A 16,934-nucleotide genomic window follows, 5' to 3' on the forward strand; every position below is an offset into this window, starting at 1 on the left:
GGGCAGCCCGGGCGCGCGCCCGCCCCCGCCACCCCCGCGGGGCCGGCGCCGAGCGGGGCGGCCGGCCGGCGGGCCGCCGAACCCCGTCCATTACGCTCGGGGGCATGGCCGACGCACCGTACAAGCTGATCCTGCTCCGCCACGGCGAGAGCGAGTGGAACGCGAAGAACCTGTTCACCGGCTGGGTGGACGTCAACCTGACCGACAAGGGCGAGAAGGAGGCGGTCCGCGGCGGTGAGCTGCTGAGCGCCGCCGGCCTGCTGCCCGACGTGGTCCACACCTCGCTCCAGAAGCGCGCGATCCGCACCGCGCAGCTCGCCCTTGAGGCCGCCGACCGGCACTGGATCCCGGTGCACCGCTCCTGGCGCCTGAACGAGCGGCACTACGGCGCGCTCCAGGGCAAGGACAAGGCGCAGACCCTGGCCGAGTTCGGCGAGGAGCAGTTCATGCTGTGGCGCCGCTCGTACGACACGCCGCCGCCCGCGCTGGAGGACGGCACGGAGTTCTCGCAGAGCGAGGACGCGCGCTACGCGGACATCCCCAGCGAGGCCCGCCCGCGCACCGAGTGCCTCAAGGACGTCGTCGCCCGCATGCTGCCGTACTGGTACGACGGCATCGTCCCCGACCTGCTCACCGGCCGCACGGTCCTGGTCGCCGCCCACGGCAACAGCCTGCGCGCCCTGGTCAAGCACCTGGACGGCATCAGCGACGCGGACATCGCCGGCCTCAACATCCCCACCGGCATCCCCCTCTCCTACGAGCTGGACGCCGACTTCCGCCCCACCAACCCCGGCGGCACCTACCTCGACCCGGAGGCCGCGAAGTCGGCGATCGAGGCGGTCAAGAACCAGGGCAAGAAGTAACCCTGGCGGGCTTTCCTCCACAGCCCTTCACCTGCGGTCCGCTGCGGGTGGGGGGCTGTGTGGGTTCAGGGGGGAGTGCTGGTCCGGCTGGGGCTTGGTGGTGGACATCGCATGACGGCCCGCTCGGGTAGGGGCGTTCCTCCCAAGCCCTACACAGTCCGACCCAGTGATGCAGCGGACCCGCCCGCGCGGGCCCACTCGCCGCGCCTGCGGCCCCCACCCACGCCGAAGCCCCGACCGCGAGGTTCGAGTAACCCGTACGTCTGACTCGGGTGACCCACCTCCCGGCCGGGGCTTCTCCGCGCGGGGCGTCGTACCTCCCAGGTGGCCCCGCGCTGGCTGCGGGCGGGCGCGCGCTGTTGGGGGCGCCGGGCGCGGCCGGCTAGCCGCAGCCGCCGGAGCAACTGCACGGGCCGCCGGACTGGCAGCCGCACGAGCAGCCGGAGCCGCATCCGCAGTTGCCGAGCAGCGGGCGGGGCGGGGTCGGGGTGGTGGGCTGCTCCGCTGGCGTCGAGGTCGGCGTCTCTGGCATGGCATTCCTCCTTGCAGGCGTACCGCAGAGCCTCCAGTGAAACGTCTCGGCCCGGGGGCGTGGAACGGCGCGTAAGCGGCGCATAGGCGCATCGCCGCCCCTACCACCCCTACGCCAGCAAAACCCGCACGCCAGCCGGTACGCCCCGAATGCCGCGGCCAGGACACTTGCGGGGCGGTCCGGGCCTGCCACGCCCCCGAGCGTCCGGGGACCGCAGACACCCAGCACCCCCAACGCCACCGGGCCCGCACCCAGCCGGCGAGGCGACGGTGTGCGGGCCCGGAGGCGGAGCGCAGCGAGGAGCGCCGTCCGGGCAGGTGGCCCGGCCCGGGCGGCTGTGGTGGGTGGCTACTCGCCGTCCACCGGGGTGCCGGGCGTGATCTCGTCCGCGTGCTCGCCGGTGACCAGGTAGACCACCCGCTTGGCCACGGAGACCGCGTGGTCGGCGAAGCGCTCGTAGTAGCGGCCGAGGAGCGTCACGTCCACGGCCGTCTCGATCCCGTGCTTCCAGCGGTCGTCGATCAGGTGCTGGAAGAGCGTGCGGTGCAGCATGTCGATGGCGTCGTCGTCCTGCTCCAGTTGGAGGGCGAGGTCGACGTCCTTGGTGATGATCACCTCGGCGGCCTTGGCCATCAGGCGCTGGGCGAGCTGGCCCATCTCCAGGATGGTGGCGGCCAGGTCGCGCGGGACGGGGGACTCGGGGAAGCGCAGCCGGGCCAGCTTCGCGACGTGCTGGGCCAGGTCGCCGGAGCGCTCCAGGTCGGCGCTCATCCGCAGGCTGGTGACCACGATCCGCAGATCCGTGGCGACCGGCTGCTGACGGGCGAGCAGGGCTATCGCACGAGCCTCAAGGTCGTGCTGGAGGTTGTCGATCTTCTCGTCGGCGGCGATGACGCTCTCCGCGAGCTTCAGGTCCGCGTCAAGCATCGCCGTCGTCGCCCTACCGATGGCTGAGCCGACGAGCCGGGCCATCTCGACCAGACTCTCACTGATCGAATCGAGCTCCTCGTGGTACGCGTCCCGCATCACTGACCTTCTCTCGCTGGGGGTCCCGTAGGGCTGTCAGCCCCACGGTTCCACGGTGTGGCCGAAACGAGTCCGAATCCGACCTCCGGGGTAAACCCGGACCGACGTAACAGTGAACTCTCGGCAACTCCCATGGTCTAGGCGGTGTCAACCCCTCTGACCTGGGGCCTCGCTAGTGAAGCGATCACGTCCTGACAGTGAACTCTCGGCAACGTCTCACGGGGTCGACCCCCGTTCGGCTGTGGAGCGGGTCGAACGGGCGCCTAACCTGGTGACATGAACGTGGACGCGGCAATCGCCGCAGTGGCAGCGATCGCCGGGTTGTGCACCGGCGTCATCGCCATGCTGGCGTTCCGCTGGAGTGAGCGCGACCAGGCCAAGCCCACGCGCTCCTCGCTCCACACCGAAGCCGCGCTGCCGCCCGGTGTCGACACCGTGCTCTCCGTGCTGCGCTCCTCCGCCGTCGTGCTCGACGAGGAGGACGCCGTGGTCAAGGCGAGCTCGGCGGCGTACGCGCTCGGTCTGGTGCGCGGCGGGAAGCTCGCGGTCGAGCCGATGCTGCACATGGCCCGCGACACCCGCCGCGACGGCGAGATACGCCAGGTGGAACTGGACCTGCCGCGCCGCGGCACCGGCCGGGGCGAGGCCCTGGCCGTCTCGGCGCGGGTCGCCCCGCTCGGCTCCCGCCTCGTACTCCTGCTGGTCGAGGACCTCACCGAGGCCCGCCGCATCGAGGCCGTGCGCCGCGACTTCGTCGCCAACGTCAGCCATGAGCTCAAGACCCCGGTCGGCGCCCTCTCGCTGCTCTCCGAGGCCGTCATGGACGCCTCGGACGACCCGGAGGCCGTCACCCGCTTCGCCGGCCGGATGCAGATCGAAGCCACCCGCCTGACCAGCCTGGTCCAGGAGCTGATCGACCTCTCCCGGGTGCAGAACGACGACCCGCTGGAGGACGCCGAGCCGGTCCGCGTGGACGAGCTCGTCGCCGAGGCCATCGACCGCTGCCGCCACCAGGCCGGCACCAAGCAGATCACGATGGCCGCGGGCGGCACCGCGGAGCTGCACGTATGGGGAAATCGCGGCCAGCTTGCCGCGGCCCTTGGCAACCTGGTGGAAAACGCGGTGAACTACAGCCCGGCGCGTACCCGCGTCGGCATCGCCGCCCGGCGGATCGCCGCACCCGGCGGCGACCTCATCGAGGTGTCCGTCACCGACCAGGGCATCGGCATCTCCGAGAAGGACCGCGAGCGCATCTTCGAGCGGTTCTACCGCGTCGACCCGGCGCGCTCGCGCGCCACCGGCGGGACCGGCCTCGGCCTCGCCATCGTCAAGCACGTGGCCGCCTCGCACGGCGGGGAGGTTACGGTGTGGAGCGCTGAGGGACAGGGCTCCACCTTCACCCTGCGGCTCCCGGAAGCCGGTGGCGTACGCGACCGGGCCGAGGCCGCTGCCGCCTCCGGGCGGCGTAAGGGCGGCAACTCGCTCATCGAGCCGGACGACCTCGACGACGAGGACCCCGGCCGTACCTACGACGAGACCCTCACCAATGAACCCCCTCCCGTCGCCCACCACCCGTAACTGGAAGGCGCTTCGCGCCCCTGAGTTCGCCCCGGAGGTCCTTCCGTGACCCGAGTGCTCGTTGTCGAGGACGAGGAATCGTTCAGCGACGCTTTGTCGTACATGCTCCGCAAGGAGGGTTTTGAGGTCGCGATCGCGACAACGGGCCCCGAAGGGTTGGACGAGTTCGAGCGGAACGGCGCCGACCTGGTGCTGCTCGACCTCATGCTGCCCGGGCTGCCCGGCACGGAGGTCTGTCGCCAACTGCGCGGGCGCTCCAACGTCCCGGTCATCATGGTGACCGCCAAGGACAGCGAGATCGACAAGGTCGTCGGCCTGGAAATAGGAGCCGACGACTACGTCACCAAGCCGTTCTCCTCGCGCGAACTGGTGGCCCGCATCCGCGCGGTGCTGCGCCGCCGCGGCGAGCCGGAGGAGGTCACGCCGGCCGCGCTGGAGGCGGGCCCGGTGCGGATGGACGTCGACCGGCACGTGGTCACCGTCTCCGGCGGCAAGGTCGACCTGCCGCTGAAGGAGTTCGACCTGCTGGAGATGCTGCTGCGCAACGCGGGCCGCGTACTGACCCGCATGCAGCTCATCGACCGCGTCTGGGGCGCCGACTACGTCGGTGACACCAAGACCCTGGACGTGCACGTCAAGCGCCTGCGCGCGAAGATCGAGCCCGACCCGGGGGCCCCGCGCTACCTGGTCACGGTCCGCGGCCTCGGCTACAAGTTCGAGCCGTAAAGACCCCAGGGGCGGCGCCGCAGCGAGCGCCCGCCCCCACCACGCCGCGAGGGCGGCCCCACCCCAGGGGCCGCCCTCGCGGCGTCCCCGGCCCCACTCGGGGGGCTGTCGGTGGGCCCCGGCCGTCCCCGACCTCGCTCATGCCTGCCGCGGGTGTGCATCGGCCGCCCCCGGTCACATTCAGGGCCGCGGGTGCGGCTCCGGCCACCCCCGACAGCGATGCAGGGCCCCGGCAGGGCTGCCAGCAGGCTTCGGCTGCCCCGGGCCACCGCCAGGAGCCCGCAGGACGCCGTACGCGCCGTCAGCGACCAGCGACCCGCCGGGGCCCGGAGTCCCACACCGCCGCCGCCCTGCGCCGCCCCCAAACGCGGACCGACCCGCCGCCGCGGCGCTCGGTGGCGTCGCGGCAGCGGGTCGGTCAGGGCCTGGGGCAGGCGCGGCTCAGTGGCCGGCGGCCGGGCTCTCGTTGCCCTGGGCGCCCTCGCCGCTCCCGGCGGTGCCGTTCTCGCCGCCGGGGGTCTGGCCCGCGGGGCTCTCCTCGCCGCCGGGCGTGCCCGAGGCGTTGCCGCTCTCGGTGTCGGCGGGCTCGTCCGACGCCTTGCCGGACTCGGCGTCCGACGGCTTGCCGGTCTCCTTGGACTTGTCCTTGTCCTTCGCCGTCTCCGACGGCTTCACGCTCGGGCTGGCCGCGGGGCTCGGACCCCACTTGGCGTAGTCACCCTTGGCGGGCACCACCAGGGCGCGCAGCGTGACGTCGCCCGTCTTGCTGAAGTCGAAGACGACCTTCTGGGCGTCGCCGGCCTTGGCCGCCTCGTGACCGCCGACGATCTCCGCCGACGCGTTGCCCTCGCCGCCGAGGATCAGCGAACCGCCCTTGGGTACGACCAGCGGCCCGGAGCCCTTCGCGGGGGCCAGCTTGACCTCGGTGTCCTTGCTGCCGAGCCGGATGCTGGTGAGCACCTCGTCGGTGGTGCCGTTGTTGAAGATCTTGGCGGTGAGGGCCGCGGGACCCTCATCGTCCAGCTCCGGCTGGGTGATCACCGTCGCGTTCTGGACCTTGAGGTCGCCGACGGTCTTCGCGGCGTGGTCCGGGGTGATCTCCATCGTCTGCGAGTCGTTCCCGGCCGCGCAGGCGGAGAGCGGGGCGATCGAGAGCACGAGGGCGGTGGCGGCGAGGGCGCCGCGTCGAAGGCTGCTGCTCACGGCGGCGGCATCTCCTAGGACGAGCTTCGGCGGCCGAACGGTGGGCCCGGTCGCGAGGGGCGGAGGGGCGGCGGTGGGCTGCCCGCACTAAGGATCTTTCAGCGCGCTTAGGTTACCGACCCGTCGTCGAGAGCACGCACCCGACCCGCCTCGGACGCCCTGTCGCCGCCCGTACCGCCGCCCGGCGCACCCCCGTCGTACGCCCCGGCCGCGGCCCGCCGCGCGCACCCCCGAGGCCCGCCCGCCCGTCCGGTGGACACGCCCGTGAACAGTCGTTGAACAAGTACCGCGCGGGCCCGCCGGCAATCGTCTCCGCATGACCTCTCCACCGAATATCAGCCGGCCCCGCCCGCACGAATATCGAGACGGAATGCACGTCATCGGTGACGGCTTCGTGAATTGATCACGAAGATGATCGCCGCTGGCCTGATCAATTCGCGGAAACGGCGCGGAGTGACCGAGGTGCGCCCGAACGGAGGACCGGAACTCGTACGTCCGGACCCCGGCAAAACGGGACGTACGACCTGTCGCGGGAGGTTGTTGAGCGATGTAACGTACGCGTTTCACCTCGCCCGAACAACGGCCCCCACCTGCGAATTCCTGCCTCCGGGGGCCGCTCGAAGCACGTTCCGAGTGCTGTTGTCAAGCCCTGAGATATGCCCTGACCTGCGAAAACGCCATTCAGAACGGGGCGTTCCCGTGTTACTCTGGATAGCCACGGAAGGGGTACCTGTCACATGACGTTCAAGGTTGGCGACACCGTGGTCTATCCCCATCACGGGGCCGCGCTGATCGAGGCCATCGAAACTCGCCAGATCAAAGGCGTGGACAAGACCTACTTGGTGCTGAAGGTCGCTCAGGGCGACTTGACAGTTCGTGTGCCAGCGGACAATGCGGAGTTCGTCGGCGTGCGCGATGTAGTCGGCCAGGACGGGCTGGACCGGGTCTTCGAGGTGCTGCGTGCGCCGTATGCGGAGGAGCCCACCAACTGGTCCCGTCGCTACAAGGCGAACCTGGAAAAGCTCGCGTCCGGTGACGTGATCAAGGTGGCCGAGGTCGTCCGCGACCTGTGGCGCCGCGAGCGTGAGCGTGGTCTTTCCGCTGGTGAGAAGCGCATGCTCGCCAAGGCGCGGCAGATCCTGGTGAGCGAGCTCGCCCTCGCGGAGAGCACCAACGAAGACAAGGCCGAGGCCCTGCTCGACGAGGTCCTCGCATCCTGAGCATCGCTAGCGACCCCCTGGCTTTCGCTGTGGGGTCGTCGTCGGTGTCTCGGACGTTCTGAGGGACGTACGCATGCCGCAGCGCCCGAGTGGCGGTCCGCGTCCCGACGATGCGTCCCTGCCGCCGGGCGCTGCGGCATCTGCGGCCCGCGAGCCGCAGATCGGCGACGGCGTCATCCATTGACCGCACCTTGGACCCGTACGGCCGGTGCGGTGCGTAAACGACCGACATGACACCGATATGGCGATGCCCGCCGTCCGACCGTGACCACCCGCCGTGCGTCGGGCGCCCGGCGCGCCCACGGGCGGACATGCACAGGCAGCCAGCGTGCGTGCCCAACGCGCCGTCGACTCGTTGTGTCCGGTGGAAAGGTCCTTCGGGATCGGGCTGTGCGGTGCACGCGACGGTCCACGAGGCACGGCGAGACGGGCGTGACGTCCGGGTCGTGAAGCCCGGGCGTCGGCACGGTGTCCACCAGCCGCCCGCAAGGCGGTCGGTGCGGCGAACATGCGGATACGCCGCGACCCCTCGGGCCCGCGGCCCGGGTGGTCGACGGCGGGTGGTGGGGCGAGAGGGCGGGCAACTGGCAAGTTCTTGCGCTTCGCTTCGACGCACGCCGTGCGGTTACATCACGTGTGCGGCGATTGGTGTGCCGGGCTCGGGCACTGGCTCGACCAGTCGTCACGGAAGGGGCTGATCGGGCCGCTGCGCCCGGCACGCTCTGGCCATACCCAACTCGGCCGAGGAAGCAAACCTGAACGCCATCGCAATGTCCGCATCAGATCGTCCCGAACCTACCGACGGACCGCGGGTGCGCACCGCAGCCGTCATTCCCGCAGCCGGCCGTGGGGTCAGGCTCGGCCCCGGTGCGCCCAAGGCGCTGCGCACCCTCAACGGCACCCCCATGCTCGTCCACGCCGTCCGCGCGATGGCCGCCTCCCGTGCCGTCTCCCTCGTGATCGTGGTCGCCCCCTCGGACGGCGCGGCCGAGGTCCGCAGGTTGCTCGACGCGCACCCGCTGGCCGGCTCGGTGGCGGAGAAGACCGACGTGGTGGTCGTCCCCGGCGGCGAGACCCGGCAGGAGTCCGTACGGCTCGGCCTCGCCGCGCTGCCGGACGACATCACCGTCGTGTTGGTGCACGACGCGGCGCGTCCGCTCGTACCGGTGGACGTGGTGGACGCGGTCGCAGCCGCCGTGCGCGGTGGTGCGCCGGCCGTGGTGCCCGCGCTGCCGCTGGCGGACACCGTCAAGCAGGTCGAGCCGCGACCGGCGGGCCAGCCGGAGCCGGTCGTCGGCACCCCGGAGCGGGCCCGGCTGCGCGCCGTGCAGACCCCGCAGGGCTTCGACCGGGCGACGCTCGTCGAGGCGCACGAGCGCGTCCTGCTCGAAGGCGAGGGCGCCACCGACGACGCCGGCATGGTCGAGCGGATCGGCCGGGACGTCGTGGTGGTGCCGGGCCACGAGGAGGCGTTCAAGGTGACGAGGCCGCTCGACCTGGTCCTGGCCGAGGCGGTCCTCGCGCGCAGGAGGGCCAACGATGGCTTCTGAACCGGCGGAACAGACCGCCGGGGCGCCGGCGCAGCAGCCGGCTAGCCCCGCCTCCGACCAGCAGTCGGCCGCGTCGCCGGCGGCGCCCGCCGTGCCGCCCGCCGTGGTGCTGCCGCAGGTCGGCATCGGCACCGACATACACGGCTTCGAAGAGGGCCGCGAACTGTGGTGCGCGGGGCTGCGCTGGGAGGGTGAGGGGCCCGGGCTCGCCGGCCACTCCGACGCCGACGTCGTCGCGCACGCCGCCTGCAACGCGCTCTTCTCCGCGGCCGGCCTCGGCGACCTCGGCGCGCACTTCGGTACGGGCCGCCCCGAGTACTCCGGCGCCAGCGGCGTGACCCTGTTGGCCGAAGCGGCCCGGATCGTCCGCGAGGCCGGTTTCACCATCGGCAACGTGGCCGTCCAGGTGGTCGGCCCGCGTCCGAAGATCGGCAAGCGGCGGGAGGAGGCCCAGCGGGTGCTCTCCGCAGCGGCCGGCGCTCCGGTCTCGGTCTCCGGGGCCACCACCGACGGCCTCGGCTTCCCCGGCCGCGGCGAGGGCCTGGCCGCGATCGCCACCGCGCTGGTCGTCCGTACCTGAACTGCTCGTCCGCGTCCGGGCCGGTCGCCCGCACCCGAGTGGCGGCCGGCCGGCCGGGTGGCTCCGCGGGCGGCCCGGGTGAGGCGGCCCGGACGTCTTCGTGATCTTCGGGGCGCGGCGTCCCACTGCTCCGTACGATGCACGTGTGGCGGGGGAATGCACGGCGGCGCGGGGCTGTTGGGTACCCATCGAGGACGTGTGCCCCCGTGACCCATGACGATGATCGTGACGGAAGGACCAACCGTGTCAGCTTTACTCTCCGATGAGCTCAAGCACCTCCTCGACGGCCCGGTCTTCGTGACCCTGGCGACGATCCAGCCCGACGGGAGCCCGCAGCTCTCGGTCGTCTGGGTGAAGCGGGACGGTGACGACCTGTTGATCTCCACCACCGTCGGCCGGCGCAAGGAGAAGAACATCGCCGCCGACCCGCGGGTGACCGTCCTGATCAACCCCGCCGACGCGCCGTACACCTACGCCGAGGTGCGCGGCACCGCCTCCGTCAGCACCGAGGGCGGCGCGGAGCTGATCGACGAGTTGTCGCTGAAGTACACCGGCAAGACCTACGCCGAGTTCAACCCGCGGATCGCCGAGGACGCCGAGCGCGTCGTGGTCCGGGTGACGCCGCGGAAGGTCGTCGGCAGCCTCTGAACCGGCGGCTGCCGGTTTCGGCCACTGCCGCCCGCGCCCCCCGCCCACCGCTGCGACCTGCTGCGCAGCGTCGTCGGCGGCGGTCAAGTGTCACGCTTCGGTGTCCCTGCGGCCCTTGGGGTCGCGGGGCACTGCCCTGTTCCGACTACCCTTGGAGCGTGACCATTCGCCTGTACGACACCAGCGCCCGGCAGACACGTGACTTCACCCCGCTCACTCCGGGCTGTGTCTCGATCTACCTCTGTGGCGCGACCGTGCAGGCCGCACCGCACATCGGGCACATCAGGTCGGGCCTCAACTTCGACATCATGCGCCGCTGGTTCAGCTACCGCGGCTATGCCGTGACGTTCATCCGCAACGTCACCGACATCGACGACAAGATCCTGGTGAAGGCCGCCGAGTCCGGCGAACCCTGGTGGTCGATCGGCTACCGCAACGAGCGTGCGTTCAACGACGCGTACGAGACGCTCGGCTGCCTGCCGCCCACCTACGAACCGCGCGCGACCGGGCACGTCCCGGAAATGATCGAGATGATGAGCGGTCTGATCGAGCGTGGCCACGCCTATGCCGTGGACGGCAACGTCTACTTCGACGTGCGCTCCTTCCCGGAGTATCTGCGCCTGTCCAACCAGGAGTTGGACAACCTGCCGAACGCCGGCGACGCGGGCGCCGGCAAGCGCGACGGCCGCGACTTCGCCATGTGGAAGGCGGCCAAGCCGGGCGAGCCGAGCTGGGCCACCCCCTGGGGCCGCGGCCGGCCGGGCTGGCACCTGGAGTGCTCCGCGATGGCCCACAAGTACCTGGGCACCAGCTTCGACATCCACGGCGGCGGCCTGGACCTGATCTTCCCGCACCACGAGAACGAGATCGCCCAGGCCAAGGCGTACGGCGACGACTTCGCCGAGTACTGGGCGCACAACGCGTGGGTCACCATGAGCGGCGAGAAGATGAGCAAGTCGCTCGGCAACTCGGTGCTCGTCTCCGAGATGGTCAAGCGCTGGCGCCCGATCGTGCTCCGCTACTACCTGGGCACCCCGCACTACCGGTCCATGATCGAGTACAGCGAAGAGGCGCTGCGCGAGGCCGAGTCCGCGTTCGCGCGGATCGAGGGCTTCGTCCAGCGCGTGGTGGAGAAGGCCGGCACGGTCGAGCCCGCCGCGGAGGTGCCGCTGTCCTTCGCCGAGGCGATGGACGACGACCTCGGCGTCCCGCAGGCGCTGGCGATCATCCACACCACCGTGCGGCAGGGGAACTCCGCGCTGACCGCCGACGACAAGGAGACGGCGGTCGCCCGGCTCGCCGAGGTGCGGGCCATGCTCGGGGTGCTCGGCCTCGACCCGCTGGACGAGCACTGGGCGGGCGACAGCGACCGCGGGGACGACCTGCACGGCGTGGTCGACTCGCTGGTCCGCCTCGTGCTGGAGCAGCGCCAGGCCGCCCGCTCCCGCAAGGACTACGGCACCGCGGACGCCATCCGGGACCAGCTCCAGCAGTCCGGCCTGGTGATCGAGGACACGCCTTCGGGCCCCCGCTGGGAGCTCGGCCCCCGCTGAGCTGCGGAAAGCGAGCGGGGTGGCCGGGCCGGAAAACGGCTCGGTGTGCCGCCCGGTCCGCCGGGCGGCACACTTTTCGTACCATTGACCTTTTGGCTGCGCAGTACGGGCTGAGCAGCGAGCAGGCTGAGCAGCAGCGAGCAGTAAGAGACAGGTGACCCATGGCCGGTAACAGCCAACGCAGGAACCGCCGCACGTCCAACAAGAAGGGCGCGACGGTCGGCAGCGGCGGCAAGCGGCGTCGGGCCCTGGAGGGCAAGGGGCCCACCCCGCCCGCCGAGATGCGTAAGGGGCACGTCAAGCAGCGCGTGGCCAACGCCAAGGCGCGGAGCGCGGCGAAGCGGCCCGCGCCGCGCCGCGGCGGCCCCAAGGGCACCAACGAGCTGGTCGTGGGGCGCAACCCGATCGTGGAGGCGCTGCGCGAGGGCGTGCCGGCGACCGCGCTGTACGTGCAGCAGTTCATCGACAGCGACGAGCGGGTGCGCGAGGCGATCCAGCTCGCCACCGAGCGCGGCGGCATCAACCTGATGGAGGCGCCGCGCCCGGAGCTCGACCGGATGACCAACGGCCTGAACCACCAGGGCCTGGTCCTCCAGGTTCCGCCGTACGACTACGCCCACCCCGAGGACCTGGCCAGCGCCGCCTTCGACGACGGCGAGGACCCGCTGATCGTCGCGCTCGACGGGGTCACCGACCCGCGGAACCTGGGCGCGGTCGTGCGCTCGGTCTCCGCGTTCGGCGGCCACGGCGTGGTGGTGCCCGAGCGGCGCGCGGCGGGCATGACGGCCGGCGCCTGGAAGACCTCGGCCGGCACCGCGGCGCGCACCCCGGTCGCCCGCGCCACCAACCTCACGCGCGCGCTGGAGAGCTACCAGAAGGCCGGCATCACGGTCATCGGCCTCGACGCGGAGGGCGAGGCCGAACTCGGCGAGGTCCAGGCCCTGGACGGCCCCCTCGTCATCGTCGTCGGCAGCGAGGGCAAGGGCCTCTCCCGGCTCGTCAGCGAGACCTGTGACCTGCGCGTACGCATCGCGATGCCGGGTGGTGCGGAGTCGCTGAATGCGGGTGTGGCAGCCGGCGTGGTGCTCTACGAGGCGGCTCGCCGCCGCAGGGGCTGAGTCCGGGGGCCCGGCCGGCCCGCCCGGCCGGGCCTCGGGGCACCCGTCCCACCACGTATGCCCGTACCGGCCGTGGGCCCGTACCGCCCACACCGCTCGTACGACGGGACGGGGCGGTGCCACGGCCGCGGTACGTGAACGGCGGCCCGCGGCGTTGATGCGGGGCAGCCGCGTCCGCGGGCGGTTGGTGCGGGCGTCGTAGGGTGGGCGGTCATCCGTCGCGGGTCGCGGGTGGGAATTACCCGGCGTACGACGGGGGCGCGGCGCGGGGACGGGGCGCTGGCCTGCGAGGTCGGCGAGCCGCGGTCGATTTGACGGGTCTCGGACAGTTTCGGGGCGGTCAAGGCAGTGTCTTAACCGGGGGTCACTCGGTTAGATGAGCGTGGACACCAGAACACCCCGCACACCTCCGGGGGGAAGCTCACCGGGTTTTGACGATGAGCCGCACCTGAACATGGCGAAGGTGCCGAGCGACCCCGCACAGGTGATCGTCTCGCACGCGAGCTTCCGCGTGCAGCTCGCCACCCCGGTCCGGAGCAGCGCGCTCGCGGAGACGGCGCGCATCGCCGCGCTCGCCGGGGCTGGTGCCGGCCTGGGGGCGCGCCCCGCCAGGCGCCGCGCTCCGGTCGTGTGGAGCGGTCGCACCAGTCCGGGCGACGGCGCCGCGACCCATCTGCTCCAGGCCGTACGGCAGTCCGAGGTCAGCCTGGCCGCCGCCGCGGCGGCCGGCGCCCTCGGCACCGGACCGAACGGCGCACCGCACACGGCGCAGCGCACCGCACAGGGCGCCGCCGGCGCGGGCCAGGACGGCCCCGGCGGCGATCCGGGCGCCACCCAGGTGCTGCCGCGGATCGCGGTCGAAGAGCCCCCGCCGCCCACCCAGCCACTGGTCATCGGGCCGCGCACGCCGTACAACGACAGCGAGACCCCGCCCGGCGGCACGCGGTACGCCCGGGGCCTGCTCGACGGCGGTCAGGACACCGGCGAGCACACCACCGTCATCGGCAGCGTCGGCGACCCCGACGCCCCGGACGGCGCCGGTTCCCCGTGGCCGACCGTGGCGAGTCCGGAGGCCGACCCGGGCCGCCCGGCCCGCAAGCGCCGCACCTCCGACTCCGTGCGGCACGCGTACTACCCCGGCCGCCGGATGAACCTCGGCGTCGTCCTCCTCCCGCTGCGCGTCTTCCTCGGCTTCATCTCGATCTACGCCGGCATGGGCAAGCTCTGCGACCCGGTCTACTTCGACGGGGGCGAACGCGGGTCCATGGTGACCTGGTTGCAGTCGCTGCACCCGTGGGCGGTCGCATCGCCGCTCCGCGACTTCGCCTTGGAACACCCCGTGGGCGCGGGCCTGACCATCGCGTTCTTGCAGGTCGTGGTCGGTGTGCTGACCGTGTGCGGGCTCTGGCAGCGGGTCGCGGCCTCGTTCGGGGCGCTGCTGTCGGCCGCGCTCCTGGTCACCGTGAGCTGGCGGACCGTACCGGCGTACGACGCGCCCGACATCATCTACCTCGCCGCCTGGAGCCCGCTCATCATCGCGGGCGCGCCCGTGTACTCGATGGACGCCCGGCTCGCCGGGGAGGCGTGGCGACTGCTCGGGCCCCGGGTCGAGGTCCGCGACCTGCGGCGGCGGGTGCTGCGCCGGGGTTCCGTCATGGCTTCGGTGATCATCGGGCTGACGCTGCTGATCGGCTCGATGCTGGGCGGCGCGGTGCGCTCCTCCGACACGGTGCGGGTGCCCGGGCGCAGCGAGCCGCCCACCAACCACCTGCCGGGGAAGCCGCTGCCGGGTACGAAGGACGCGACCACGCCGCCGGGCACGCGCAGCCCGGAGGGCGAGCGGAGCGGTTCGCCGGCCGCCGGTGACGAGGAGCCGAGTCCGGCCGCGTCGCTGCCGAGCCAGGAGAGCACGCCGGGCATCACCGGCCCTGCGCAGGTGCCGGGCAGCGACACCGTGGGGCAGCCGAGCCAGCCGCAGGCGGTGCCGCAGCAGCAGAGCCAGGTCGGCGGCGGGCAGAGCAGCAGCCAGACCTCGGGCGCGCAGACCGCCCCGCAGTCCCCGCAACAGGCCCCCCAGTCCGCCCCGCAGCAACAGCGCCAGGCCCCGCCCCCCGACAACGAGACCTACGACGACAGCGAGACCGAGAGCGACATCGGCAGCAGCGGTGGCGGCAGCCCCGCGCGCGAGGGAGCACTCGGCGGCCTCCTCGGCTGACACCGGTCCCGCCGTTGGCAGCGCCCCAGCCGTACGCCCCTGACCAGGGCGTACGGCCGGGGCTGAGACCCTGCGACCCACTCGCCCGACGCGACTTCGTGCCCGATCCCGGCTCCGGCCGGGGTCGGGCACAGCCGTGTGCGGTCGCGGGCCGGGCCCGTACGGGACGCTCGTGGGCCACGGCACGACGCGGACGCGGCGAGGGGAGGCACCGGGCGAGCGGGGTGGTGCGGTGCACCGGCGCGGGCGGCGGGGCCCCCGACGCGGTGTGGTGGTCCCGTTGCCGGTGCCCGGTCCGGTGTCGCGGAAGCGTCGTACGGCCCGTGGCGCGGTCGTCCGGTAGGCGGCCCGTCGTACGGCCCGTACGGACCCGGTCACGGCCCACGGCCGGTGCGTACGGGAGCGGCGGGCGGGAGCGGTCGCCCCGAGGTCTGCCGCCGGTGCTGCCGGCTCCACCTGCTCCCGGCCCCTCCTGCTCCCGGGGCACCCCGCGCGGGTCAGCCGCCGTGCGTGGTGCCGGTGGCCAGTTCCTTCGCGGCCTCGGTGAGGTCCTTCGCGGTGTCGATGGCGCGCCAGTACGCGCCGTGCGGCAGCGGGTAGCCGGCCAGTCGGCGCTCGCGGGCCAGCCGCGGGAAGGTGGTGCGCTCGTGGTCGCCGCGGTCCGGCAGGAGTTCGGTGAAGGCCGCGGAGAACACGTACACGCCCGCGTTGATCAGGTACGGGGACGGCGGCGCCTCGATGAAGTCGAGTACATGGCCGAACTCGTCGGTCTCCACGGCGCCCCACGGGATGCGCGGCCTGGCCAGGGCGAGCGTCGCATCGGCGTCGCGCTCGTGGTGGAAGCCGGCCATCTCGCGCAGCGAGAACCGGGTCCAGATGTCGCCGTTGGTCGCGTACCAGGGCTGGTCCGGGTGCGGCAGCGAGGCCGCCGCGTACTTGAGGCCACCGCCGCGGCCCAGCGGCTCCGGCTCGACCACCGTCGTGACGCGCAGCGGGAGGTCGGCGCTGGTCAGCCACTCCTGGAGGACCTCGGCGAGGTGGCCGCAGGAGACGACGGCGTCGGTGACGCCCTCGGTGGCCAGCCAGGCGAGTTGGTGGCCGATGATCGGGGTCCCGGTCCCGGGGATCTCGACCATCGGCTTGGGCCGGTCGTCGGTGTACGGGCGGAGCCGCGAACCCTGGCCGCCGGCGAGGATGACGGCCTGGGTGGGAGCGCCGGAGTGCACCGCGGGGCGGGCGGCGCGCTCGGTGGGGGCGCCGGTCGGTGCCGGGGCCGACGCGCTCGCGGGGGCCTGCGGCACCGAGCGGGCGTCCGCCGCGGTGGCGCGTGCGGGCCCGGTGGACGCCGAGGGCGCGTGGGACGCGGCCGGGCCGGCAGGGGTCGTAGGACGGATGGGGTCGTGGGTCATGACCGCACGATAGGTGCTGGCCGGCGCGGGCGCCGACCAGATGCGGGAGCTGCTCGACCCGGGCTGCGCCGGGTCAGTTGGCCTGGGCGACGCCGGAGGCGAAGGAGGTGTCGCAGACGGGGCGGGAGAAGGCCTGCGCGCGGTGCGCGGCGCCGCCGTACTTGGTGACCGCGGCGCGGCCGAGGGCGCGGGCGATGGACGCACAGTGCCGGGCCAGCGAGGGACGTTCGGTGATCGCCTCTTGGAGTTGGGTGAGGGCGGCACCGGGGTCCTTCTCCTGCTGTTCGGCGAGGAGTTGGTCGCGCAGCACCTCGTGCGCGGGGCGGCCGGCCTGGCTTGAGGCGTTCCGGGCGGAGGCGCTGAGCACCGAGTCCCCGGACTTACCGGCCCACGGCACGGCGGTGACCGCGAGGGTGCCGGAGAGGACGAGCACGACGGGAAGGACGAAGGCGAGGGTTCTGCCGATACGGCGGGCGGCCTGGTTCATGCCCGCGATCGTAGCGAGCAGTGATGATTTGGCGACATTTAGTCACCCTGTTGAGGGACGAGTTGGCACCCGCATGCGGATTGAGGGTTGACGCACACGGCTCGAAATGGCCGCTGTGTCCGATATTTCACCACGGCGACGCCGCGCACCCACCGCCGAGGGCGGGTGCGCGGCGTCGTCGACCGTCCCTGCTCGTGCCCTACTGTCCCGATCTGCCCTACGATGC

At 72.7% G+C, this 16,934-nt stretch carries 15 protein-coding genes; 10 read left to right on the forward strand and 5 right to left on the reverse strand.

Features of this window, described 5'->3' with window-relative positions; genetic code table 11:
• The first annotated feature begins 104 nt into the window (after positions 1-104).
• A complete protein-coding gene (locus ACMA1D_RS20880) occupies positions 105-863 on the forward strand; it encodes a phosphoglyceromutase (protein ID WP_414725536.1) in 759 nt (252 codons plus the stop codon).
• 382 nt (positions 864-1,245) lie between these two features.
• Here the strand turns inward: ACMA1D_RS20880 and ACMA1D_RS20885 are convergent, their stop codons facing one another.
• On the reverse strand, positions 1,246-1,395 hold the full coding sequence (locus tag ACMA1D_RS20885; RefSeq protein WP_349993467.1) for a hypothetical protein: 150 nt from the start codon (positions 1,393-1,395) through the stop codon (positions 1,246-1,248).
• Between the two features lie 348 nt (positions 1,396-1,743).
• Positions 1,744-2,421 (reverse strand): phosphate signaling complex protein PhoU, encoded by a 678-nt coding sequence (gene phoU, locus ACMA1D_RS20890; protein WP_414725537.1) that lies wholly within the window; start codon positions 2,419-2,421, stop codon positions 1,744-1,746.
• 276 nt (positions 2,422-2,697) lie between these two features.
• Between phoU and ACMA1D_RS20895 the strand changes: the two genes are divergently transcribed.
• Together ACMA1D_RS20895 and ACMA1D_RS20900 are read left to right on the forward strand one after the other, a co-directional pair.
• The gene (locus ACMA1D_RS20895) at positions 2,698-3,999 is read left to right on the forward strand and encodes a sensor histidine kinase (RefSeq protein ID WP_349993469.1); all 1,302 of its coding nucleotides are present in this window, start codon (positions 2,698-2,700) and stop codon (positions 3,997-3,999) included.
• A gap of 45 nt (positions 4,000-4,044) precedes the next feature.
• The gene (locus tag ACMA1D_RS20900; RefSeq protein WP_142217884.1) at positions 4,045-4,725 is read left to right on the forward strand and encodes a response regulator transcription factor; all 681 of its coding nucleotides are present in this window, start codon (positions 4,045-4,047) and stop codon (positions 4,723-4,725) included.
• Between the two features lie 441 nt (positions 4,726-5,166).
• On the opposite strand, the gene ACMA1D_RS20905 is transcribed toward ACMA1D_RS20900, so the two are convergent.
• Positions 5,167-5,928, reverse strand: coding sequence for a DUF461 domain-containing protein (locus tag ACMA1D_RS20905; protein WP_414725538.1), 762 nt, complete (start codon positions 5,926-5,928; stop codon positions 5,167-5,169).
• A gap of 737 nt (positions 5,929-6,665) precedes the next feature.
• Between ACMA1D_RS20905 and ACMA1D_RS20910 the strand changes: the two genes are divergently transcribed.
• The 7 genes from ACMA1D_RS20910 to ACMA1D_RS20940 all read left to right on the forward strand — a co-directional run bounded on the left by ACMA1D_RS20910 (position 6,666) and on the right by ACMA1D_RS20940 (position 14,812).
• Complete coding sequence (locus ACMA1D_RS20910) at positions 6,666-7,148, forward strand: CarD family transcriptional regulator (RefSeq protein WP_009716930.1); 483 nt, start codon at positions 6,666-6,668, stop codon at positions 7,146-7,148.
• Positions 7,149-7,918: 770 nt separating this feature from the next.
• A complete protein-coding gene (gene ispD, locus ACMA1D_RS20915; protein WP_414725539.1) occupies positions 7,919-8,698 on the forward strand; it encodes a 2-C-methyl-D-erythritol 4-phosphate cytidylyltransferase in 780 nt (259 codons plus the stop codon).
• Positions 8,688-9,278, forward strand: a complete 591-nt coding sequence (ispF, locus tag ACMA1D_RS20920; protein ID WP_414725540.1) for a 2-C-methyl-D-erythritol 2,4-cyclodiphosphate synthase — start codon at positions 8,688-8,690, stop codon at positions 9,276-9,278. Before ispD ends, ispF begins: the two co-directional genes overlap by 11 nt.
• 243 nt (positions 9,279-9,521) lie before the next feature.
• Positions 9,522-9,926: a PPOX class F420-dependent oxidoreductase gene (locus tag ACMA1D_RS20925; RefSeq protein ID WP_414725541.1), complete on the forward strand. Its 405-nt coding sequence runs from the start codon at positions 9,522-9,524 to the stop codon at positions 9,924-9,926.
• Between the two features lie 158 nt (positions 9,927-10,084).
• A complete protein-coding gene (gene cysS / locus ACMA1D_RS20930) occupies positions 10,085-11,479 on the forward strand; it encodes a cysteine--tRNA ligase (RefSeq protein ID WP_414725542.1) in 1,395 nt (464 codons plus the stop codon).
• A 161-nt stretch (positions 11,480-11,640) separates the two neighbouring features.
• Positions 11,641-12,597: a 23S rRNA (guanosine(2251)-2'-O)-methyltransferase RlmB gene (rlmB, locus tag ACMA1D_RS20935; RefSeq protein WP_414725543.1), complete on the forward strand. Its 957-nt coding sequence runs from the start codon at positions 11,641-11,643 to the stop codon at positions 12,595-12,597.
• A gap of 454 nt (positions 12,598-13,051) precedes the next feature.
• Positions 13,052-14,812 carry a DoxX family protein gene (locus tag ACMA1D_RS20940; RefSeq protein WP_414725544.1) on the forward strand — a complete coding sequence of 587 codons (1,761 nt, stop codon included), beginning with the start codon at positions 13,052-13,054 and terminating at the stop codon, positions 14,810-14,812.
• Between the two features lie 497 nt (positions 14,813-15,309).
• On the opposite strand, the gene ACMA1D_RS20945 is transcribed toward ACMA1D_RS20940, so the two are convergent.
• Positions 15,310-16,038 (reverse strand): nucleotidyltransferase family protein, encoded by a 729-nt coding sequence (locus tag ACMA1D_RS20945; RefSeq protein WP_414725618.1) that lies wholly within the window; start codon positions 16,036-16,038, stop codon positions 15,310-15,312.
• Positions 16,039-16,294: 256 nt separating this feature from the next.
• On the reverse strand, positions 16,295-16,708 hold the full coding sequence (locus tag ACMA1D_RS20950; protein ID WP_414725545.1) for a hypothetical protein: 414 nt from the start codon (positions 16,706-16,708) through the stop codon (positions 16,295-16,297).
• Between the last annotated feature and the right edge of the window lie 226 nt (positions 16,709-16,934).

The sequence above is a fragment of the Streptomyces sp. 796.1 genome, from assembly GCF_047525675.1.
Taxonomy (GTDB): Bacteria; Actinomycetota; Actinomycetes; order Streptomycetales; family Streptomycetaceae; genus Streptomyces.